This window comes from Streptomyces sp. NPDC033229 (genome assembly GCF_055576875.1).
Genome location: NZ_JBVIQR010000102.1, coordinates 1 through 7,715, shown reverse-complemented (window position 1 = coordinate 7,715; position 7,715 = coordinate 1). Strand labels below are relative to the sequence as shown.

Annotated in this window: 8 protein-coding genes and 3 pseudogenes; 6 read left to right on the top strand and 5 right to left on the bottom strand. The window is 66.7% G+C overall.

The window, feature by feature from the left end; all coding sequences use genetic code 11:
* Positions 1–238 (top strand): IS3 family transposase (locus ACZ53N_RS35530; protein ID WP_469144879.1); only part of this gene is annotated, 238 nt, incomplete at its 5' end.
* 102 nt (positions 239–340) lie between these two features.
* Positions 341–1,543, top strand: a pseudogene (locus ACZ53N_RS35525) (IS110 family RNA-guided transposase).
* 30 nt (positions 1,544–1,573) lie between these two features.
* Here ACZ53N_RS35525 and ACZ53N_RS35520 read toward each other — a convergent pair.
* The gene (locus tag ACZ53N_RS35520; RefSeq protein ID WP_469144878.1) at positions 1,574–1,744 is read right to left on the bottom strand and encodes a hypothetical protein; all 171 of its coding nucleotides are present in this window, start codon (positions 1,742–1,744) and stop codon (positions 1,574–1,576) included.
* A 967-nt stretch (positions 1,745–2,711) separates the two neighbouring features.
* Complete coding sequence (locus tag ACZ53N_RS35515) at positions 2,712–3,182, bottom strand: IS3 family transposase (protein WP_469144877.1); 471 nt, start codon at positions 3,180–3,182, stop codon at positions 2,712–2,714.
* Positions 3,183–3,337: 155 nt separating this feature from the next.
* On the opposite strand from ACZ53N_RS35515, the gene ACZ53N_RS35510 reads away from it, so the two are divergent.
* Positions 3,338–3,619 (top strand): integrase core domain-containing protein, encoded by a 282-nt coding sequence (locus ACZ53N_RS35510; RefSeq protein WP_469144876.1) that lies wholly within the window; start codon positions 3,338–3,340, stop codon positions 3,617–3,619.
* A gap of 39 nt (positions 3,620–3,658) precedes the next feature.
* On the opposite strand, the gene ACZ53N_RS35505 is transcribed toward ACZ53N_RS35510, so the two are convergent.
* Positions 3,659–4,450, bottom strand: coding sequence for a transposase (locus ACZ53N_RS35505; protein ID WP_469144875.1), 792 nt, complete (start codon positions 4,448–4,450; stop codon positions 3,659–3,661).
* Between the two features lie 292 nt (positions 4,451–4,742).
* On the opposite strand from ACZ53N_RS35505, the gene ACZ53N_RS35500 reads away from it, so the two are divergent.
* A complete protein-coding gene (locus tag ACZ53N_RS35500; RefSeq protein WP_469144874.1) occupies positions 4,743–5,282 on the top strand; it encodes a transposase family protein in 540 nt (179 codons plus the stop codon).
* 191 nt (positions 5,283–5,473) lie between these two features.
* Here the strand turns inward: ACZ53N_RS35500 and ACZ53N_RS35495 are convergent.
* Together ACZ53N_RS35495 and ACZ53N_RS35490 are read right to left on the bottom strand one after the other, a co-directional pair.
* Positions 5,474–5,623 (bottom strand): annotated as a pseudogene (locus ACZ53N_RS35495) (transposase); the annotation flags it as partial.
* A 118-nt stretch (positions 5,624–5,741) separates the two neighbouring features.
* Entirely contained in the window at positions 5,742–6,317 is a 576-nt protein-coding gene (locus ACZ53N_RS35490; RefSeq protein WP_469144873.1) for an AMIN-like domain-containing (lipo)protein, read from the bottom strand.
* Between the two features lie 513 nt (positions 6,318–6,830).
* Between ACZ53N_RS35490 and ACZ53N_RS35485 the strand changes: the two genes are divergently transcribed.
* Both ACZ53N_RS35485 and ACZ53N_RS35480 read left to right on the top strand, forming a co-directional pair.
* Positions 6,831–7,052, top strand: coding sequence for a DUF6192 family protein (locus tag ACZ53N_RS35485; protein WP_469144880.1), 222 nt, complete (start codon positions 6,831–6,833; stop codon positions 7,050–7,052).
* 57 nt (positions 7,053–7,109) lie between these two features.
* Positions 7,110–7,558: pseudogene (locus ACZ53N_RS35480) on the top strand (transposase family protein); the annotation flags it as partial.
* Positions 7,559–7,715: the final 157 nt, after the last annotated feature.

The window sequence follows — 7,715 nt, the reverse complement described above, 5'->3', positions numbered from 1 at the left end:
CAAATCCGCCGGCCGCACCGGAATCTGCTTCGACAACGCCATGGCCGAATCGTTCTTCAGTGTCCTGAAGAACGAACGTGTATCACGGGTGACCTACCTGACCCGCGAGGCAACCCGGCAGGACATCACCCGCTACATCGAATTCTGGTACAATCGCAAACGCCTTCACTCGGCAGTGGGTTACCGCCCTCCGCGCGAAGTCCACGCCGAGCATCAGAAGTTGCGAATCGCCGCGTGAAAGCAACGGCCGACGCCTGTCCGAAAAACGCGAGGCCCCTCAAATGTGGATGTGGCGATCGGTGCCGTGGGACGGCCGGGCAGGGACGACCGAAGGACGCACGTGATCGACGTCAGCGAGATCGGCGCTTTCCTCGGCCTGGATGTCGGCAAAGGCGAACACCACGGCCACCGCCGTCACCCCGACGGGGAAGAAGGCCTTCGACAAGCGGCTGCCCAACAGCGAGCCCAAGCTCCGCGAGGTCTTCGGCAAGCTGCAAGCCAAGCACGGGACCGTGCTCGTCGTGGTCGACCAGCCGGCCTCGATCGGCGCCCTGCCGCTGGCGGTGGCCCGGGACATGGGATGCCCAGTGGCCTATCTGCCCGGGCTGACGATGCGGCGGATAGCCGATCTCTATCCCGGCGAGGCCAAGACCGATGCCCGCGACGCGTTCGTCATCGCGGACGCGGCCCGCGTCATGCCTCACACACTCCGCTCGGTCGACCTCGAGGACGAGACCATCGCCGAGCTGGAGATGATCGTCGGCTTCGACGACGACCTGGCCGGCGAAGCGACAAGGATCAGCAACCGGCTGCGGGGCCTGCTGACACAGATCCACCCATCGCTGGAACGGGTCCTGGGCCCCCGAGCGCAGCACCCGGCCGTACTCAAGCTCCTCGAACAGTTCGGTTCACCGGCCCAGATCCGCAAAGCGGGACGCCGCCGGCTCCTGACACTGATGCGCCCGAAGGCGCCGCGGATGGCCGAGCGGCTGGTCGAAGAGATCTTCACCGCCCTGGACGAGCAGACCGTCGTCGTCCCGGGCACGGACGCGGCCGCGTTGATCGTTCCCAGCCTCGCCGGCTCGCTCCAAGCGGTGCTTGACCAGCGGAAACTCCTCGCTTCGAGGACGAGGAACTGCTGGAGGCACACCCTCTTTCCAAGGTCCTGACGTCCATGCCGGGGATCGGCGTCAGGACCGGAGCCCGCATCCTCATCGACGTCGGCGACGCCAGCAGCTTCCCTTCCGCCGCCCACCTCGCCGCCTACGCCGGCCTCGCCCCGGCAACCCGCAGCTCGGGCTCCTCGATCCGCGGTGAACAACCCTCCCGACGCGGAAACAAGCAGCTCAAACGGGCCTTCTTCCTCTCCGCATTCGCGGCCCTGGCCGACCCAACGTCCCGGGCCTACTACGACAAGAAGATCAGCCAGGGAAAGCACCACACCCAAGCACTCCTCTGCCTCGCGAGACGACGAGCCGACGTGCTCTTCGCGATGCTCCGCGACGGCACCTTCTACGAACCCCAACCCGCCCCATCAGCTTGACCAAACCCATAGGGGCACCCCCCCGCCGCGTCAGTCGATCATGCTATTCGTTGTTTGGGTCTTGGTGGGCGGGACGCGTTCGAGGTCGCGTCCGCGCATGCGGAAGCTGTCGCCGCGGACGCTGATGACCTCCGCGTGGTGGACGAGGAGGAAGCCATAGATCTCCTGCTCGATGCCGTCGGGATGCTGGGAACGCAACACCAGCCGTGGGCCGCCCTGGTCTTTCTCGCGCCAGGGCGGACGCGTTATCGTGGCCCCATAGTCGCTGTCCCAGGAAGTACATGGTGAGCGAGCCAGCGAATGCGAAGAGTGCCCAGAATAGGACAGGCCCGGCATAACCCTCCGCACCACGGCCGTGGCTATAGGCGACGCCATGAACGGTGACACATACGCCGAACAACCACATCGCTAGAGCGACCCGAGGTGGCTGTCGGACTCCGTCCGGGCCCGCCGATTGATTCCGCCAGGCCAGTAGCGGCAGCAGAGCCGTCCCGGTCACGAACGCCCCGCACGCTCTGGCGAGGAAGACGTTGTCCACGGCGCGCTCGCCCACGGTGAATGCCATGACCGCCGTGACCGACAGGTAGCACAGGGCCGCGAAGCCGAGTCCGGCTGCCGCTGGCCTCAAGGCCGCCCTTCCGCGCCCCTGTGGTTCGTCATGGGCATTCCCCACGGTCTCTCCCATTGCGCCCGGGTTGTACTTCACTGGGTCCCGGAGTGCCATCGCGAATTTCCCCTTGTCGTGGTGGCACACCATTGCATGCCGAGTTGAGGCCCATTCGGCGTTTACCGATGAGTCGAGAGTCGTACCGAGCTTTATTGCTAAAGGTTGTCCCGCAACTCACCTTGGGCTGGTCCGTGCCCGCGAGACGCCGGTGAACTGTGCCGCTCTGTCTGATGTTCTCCCCTTGAAGATGGGTAGCGGGTGGTTGCGCTGTGGGGGTGAGGATCACCAGCGTTCTGGTTTCGAGTGGCGTGGTATAGCCGTACTCCGGGTGCTTGCGCAGGCGGATGCGGTTGTACTCGGCCTCGGTGAAGCGGTAGATGTCGGTGCGGGCGGCCTTGTGGGATTCCCAGAGGGTGGTCCCGGTCTCCGCTTTCAGCAGTCCGGAAAAGCTTTCGGCTGCGGCGTTATCGCACCATGAGCCTGTTCTGCCCATGTTCTGCCTCAGGTCTCCGATCCGCGGTCCGAGTGCGTGACGCAGCCCTCGTTCAGACCGCTGCGGGCGGCGGCCGTCTTCAGGGTATCGACGACGAACTGAGCCCGGTGGTGATCCGCCATCGCATGCCCGGTCACCTCACGGGCCGCCAGATCGATGACTGTCGCGAGATGCCAACAGCCTGCCAGCGTCGGCGGGTAGGTGATGTCACCGACGGGCTTCGCGCCGGGCCCGGCCGCTGTGAAATCGCGTCCGACCAGGTCCGGCGAGGGCGCGGCCCTGGTGTCGGCTTTGGTTAGGCTGCGGCGCCTGCGCCGGGTGATCCCACGGATGTCGTGCTCGCGCGTCAGCCGCTCGGCCTTCTTCCGGTTGATGCTCCGGCCCTTCCGGCGCAGAGCCGCGGTGATCCCCGGCGCCCCGTAGGCGTGGCACCGGGCACTGTGGATCTGCCGGATCTCCGCGGCCGGTGCGTCCTGCACGCGGGCCCTGGGGGCGGTGCTGGACGTGCGCCGGGGCAGGCGTGGTAGCCGGAGCGGGAGATCTTCGGGGCCCGGCACAGCAGATCCGCAATGCGGCACGGAACAGAAAGCTCACACCAGGTGCAATATTCCATTCCGACCGTGGAAGCAACTACATGTCAGCCGAGTTCGGGAAGGCACTGGGCCAGCTCGGGCTCCGCAAATCCGCCGGCCGCACCGGAATCTGCTTCGACAACGCCATGGCCGAATCGTTCTTCAGTGTCCTGAAGAACGAACGTGTATCACGGGTGACCTACCTGACCCGCGAGGCAACCCGGCAGGACATCACCCGCTACATCGAATTCTGGTACAATCGCAAACGCCTTCACTCGGCAGTGGGTTACCGCCCTCCGCGCGAAATCCACGCCGAGCATCAGAAGTTGCGAATCGCCGCGTGAAAGCAACGGCCGACGCCTGTCCGAAAAACGCGAGGCCCCTCAGGTGTCCTTTCCGGGCTCCTGGACGAGCATGACGTAGCGCGAGTGGCGTTCCACGAGGGTGGCGATGTGGCTGTTCTTCGCGCCGGTGATCAGGTCGCCCTCCCAGTGGCCTGGGGTGGGGCGGTCGGTGACCTCGGCGGGGCGCTCTTTGATGGAGAGGCGCGTCGCGGATCTGGCCGCGCTCCTGGCCGGCCGTGGTGGAGTTCTCTGAGCGGCACATCGTGCGCCGTCGGCGCAGGTGGGCGAGGAGTTCCTTCTTGAGCACGCCGCGGGCTTGGGTGAACAGGCTGCGATAGATGGTCTCGTGGGGTACTTACATACCGTCCTCGCTTGCGAAGCGGCGGGCAAGCCAGCCCGGTATCTGCTGTGGCGACCGGTCGTCGGCCAGCGTGTCCGCGACCAGGTCGCGAAGGATCGAGTTGCGTTGCAGCAGACAGGGCCTGGGGCGGCAGGCACTGTCCCGCGCCCGCTGTCGGCGACCGTCGCGCGGTACTTCCCCCGGCCGCCCTGCCGGCCTGCTTCGCGGCTGACCGTCGAGGGCGCCCGCCCCAGCCGGGCCGCGATATCCCAGAAGGACTCGCTGCGGGCCAGGCTGCGGGAGACCTCCTCCCGTTCGGCCAGGCTCAGCGTGGCCGCGGCGCGGGTGCGTTCAGCGGGCACGTAGCCGCCGTTCGCCTTCACCACACCATGGATGGAACCGGGGACCTTCCCCAACGCCCGACCGATCTCGCTGAGCGACCACCCCTCCTTCCAGCGCCGCCAGACCTCCCGCTGCTGCGCGTCCGACATCCCCGGACGACCGATCCTCGCCACCCTGCAACACCTCCGATACCTGTTCTGGTACCTGTTCTACCTGCGATGCTGCAGCGACCGGCTGAACCCAAGGTACTTTCCCCGGCACGTCGATGGCCTGCTCCATCTCACGGGCCTTGCGGCGCAGGCTCAACAGCTCTTCGCGCTCCGGCCGTGGCCAACGCTCCCGCCGGCTCCTTCCGTGTGGGCGTCACCTCAAAAAGTGGCTCTGTCTCACATTCCGTGCCAGAGCCACGGAGGGTCACCGAATCCGCGATCATGACCGGCTGTGGGCGACGCACTCCTCCAGGACCTGTGGTTCCGCCAGACCGACGACGTCGTGATCGAAGGCATCGACACCGACGACGAGTCGGTGGTCATACGAGCCCACGTTCAGCGGCACCAGGCCGCATGCCCGGGCTGTGGAGTCCTCTCGGGCCGTGTGCACAGCCGTTACGTCCGGCGGCTCGCGGACAGCCCGGTCGGCGGGCGCCCGGTGGTGATCGAGTTACGGGTGAGACGGTTCCGCTGCCGCGAGGGTGCGTGTCCGCGGGCGACGTTCGCCGAGCAGCTCGACGGGCTGACGTTCCGCTACGGGCGCCGGAGCTCCGGCCTCCAGTCGGTTCTGCGGCATGTCGCGCTGATGCTGGCGGGGCGGGCCGGCGCGCGGCTGGTGGAGACGCTGTCCTCGGTGGTCAGCCGGTCGACGCTGCTGCGGCTGGTCCGCGCCCTGCCCGACCCGGAGCCGGCCACACCGCGGGTGCTGGGGGTGGATGAATTCGCTCTGCGCAAGGGACATGTCTACGGCACGAAACGTGGGCTCGTATGACCACCGACTCGTCGTCGGTGTCGATGCCTTCGATCACGACGTCGTCGGTCTGGCGGAACCACAGGTCCTGGAGGAGTGCGTCGCCCACAGCCGGTCATGATCGCGGATTCGGTGACCCTCCGTGGCTCTGGCACGGAATGTGAGACAGAGCCACGATTCGCGTGACGCCGACACCCACGGTCGGTCTTGTCCTGACCAACCCAGTTCCGCAGTCCTTCCGGGCTGACGCCGATGTCCCGGGCGACCTCGGTGACGGTCTTCCCCGACAAGTGCACCAACCCGACCGCGTCCCTTCTGACCCCGGCCGTGGACCGCTTACCAGTATTGCTCCTCTTGCTCACTACCTGGGACTGCTTTCTCCGGGACCGTCCGTCTCAGTATCAGGCTGTCCAGCTCATAGGGGAGAACGCCAGTCCCCGTCTCGGCAGCCCCACGGGCTTGGCACGAGTGCGGAGCGAGTCACCAGGTGTGCGCGACGTCTACGACCACACGGTCGCTGAGCTGGAATACCCGGAACGGCAGCCTGGCCCGGATGCCCAGGCCGACCTGGGTCTGGCCTTCGAAGCTGGCCCCGAACCGGGTGTCCTTGAATGTTTTGTACCCGGTGATGTCCACACCTGGCAGTGGCTGCCCCGCTCTGCCGGGATAGGTCTGGTCACCAGTCGTCGGGTCGTAACTAGGTGCGGACACGTAGATCTGCAGGATGGCGCCGCCACCGACTGGTATCTGCTCACCGGAGCCGTCCTGGTAGAACGCGTCAACGTAGCTGACGTGGTATCCGGTTCTGCCTGCCGTGCTGCTCATGTCGAAGACCATGCGGTCGTAGCAGGGGTGCTGGCCGGACCTGATGTTCTGCAGCGACTTTCCTCCGGGATCCGGGGCCGACTTGGCGCCGCTGCCCCAGCCGGTCGAGCAGGCGGTGTCCGGGCTCGCCTCGTTTGCCCTGTCAGCCATGGCGCTGGCTGCCCCGGCCATGCCCACCAGTCCGGAGCCCGCCAGGGCGAGCGCCGCAGCCGCCGTCGTCAACCGTCGCATGACAATACCTCCCGTATCCGCCAAGTACATGCTCCATAGAGGAGGGTGCGCTTTATGCTCCAAGTATCACCTAGCCGTCACGGATTTGACTAACGATGGGGTGAAATAGGCAGCCTTGATGCTAACTGAGCATGTCGTCCCGGTTCGGTGTGCATCATTGGCCAGGGAAGTCCCTCTCGTCGCTCCGGTGACACGGCGGGCCTGATGGGCGGGGAGTTTGTCAGCTGCTCTCGGGCTTCCCGGGATGAGACAGCGCGGGCAGTTCACGATCGGGGACCGTGCCCTGGAGATCGAGCCGATGAGGGAGCCGGGCGGCCACAAGGGCCCCGGAGTGGTCGGCGACCGCGACGCTCACGCGGCTGGCCGAGGACATCGACCTGAAGTTCAGCACGGTGAAGTCGGCACGGTGGACATCCTCGCGCTGGCCAGCCGACCGCCGCCAAAAGGGCATCTCCTACGCCGTTCACCGGGTCGTGGCCTACATCGAGGACGTCAGGCGAACGGTTCGCGGCGATCCTCGCGCCGACCGACGGCAAGGCCCGGTGGACGCCGGACGACGCCAGCAGGGGAGTCGGCAACCGCGTCGAGACACCGGTGACGCCGAAGGAAAAGATCACGGCAATCCACTCACTGGCTCAGGACGATCAGGTCGCTGCGGCGGTGACCACGGATTTACTGAAACGTCCCGAGGTGACAGCCAAGGTGACCACGGTGGGCAAGGCCCGGATGGTGTAGGAGTTCACCCGCGACGAGCAGGTGGCCACCACAGCGGCCACGCACTTGTGGGTGACCATGCTGATGGTCACCGGGAAGGTGACCGGCGCTGCCGGCTTTCACCGTCCGGGCGTGCCCTGATCGCACTGGTGTACCTGCGGAAGAACGGCACCTTGCGGCAGCTCGCGGCCGGCTTCGGTATCAGCCTGGGCACGGCACATGCCTACGTTGACGCCGTCGTCGATCACCTGGCTGGGCTCGCGCCCGGTCTGACCGCAGCGCTGAGATCGGCCGGTGCCCGCTACATCCTGCTCGATGGGGCACCCGCCGGATGCGACCGGACGGGCCACGGCCGGGCGGACTATTCCGGAAAGCACCGCCGGCACGGGGTGAACCTGCCTGTGGTGACCGCTCCGGACGGCAGGCTGGTGTGGCTCTCACCCGCCCTGCCCGGCCGGACCCACGACCTGACCGCGGCCCGCCGGCACCGGATCATCGCCACCTGCATCCGCCTGGGCATCCCGGTCCCAGGGGCTTCGGCGTAGTCGCGTGACGTCCGGGTCGTGGTGATCTTCGCGCTCGGCGGTGCCTCCGGAACATGACAGGCACGGACTTCCAAGATCATGGAGTTCTCTGCGCCCCGTGATCCAAGTGGAAATCCGTGCCTGACGACGCATCATCGCT

Excerpts from the sequence above, each read along its gene's own strand:
- ACZ53N_RS35510 (WP_469144876.1), top strand. The coding sequence starts at position 3,338 with ATGTCAGCCGAGTTCGGGAAGGCACTGGGCCAGCTCGGGCTCCGCAAA.
- ACZ53N_RS35505 (WP_469144875.1), bottom strand. The coding sequence starts at position 4,450 with ATGTCGGACGCGCAGCAGCGGGAGGTCTGGCGGCGCTGGAAGGAGGGG.
- ACZ53N_RS35490 (WP_469144873.1), bottom strand. The coding sequence starts at position 6,317 with ATGCGACGGTTGACGACGGCGGCTGCGGCGCTCGCCCTGGCGGGCTCC.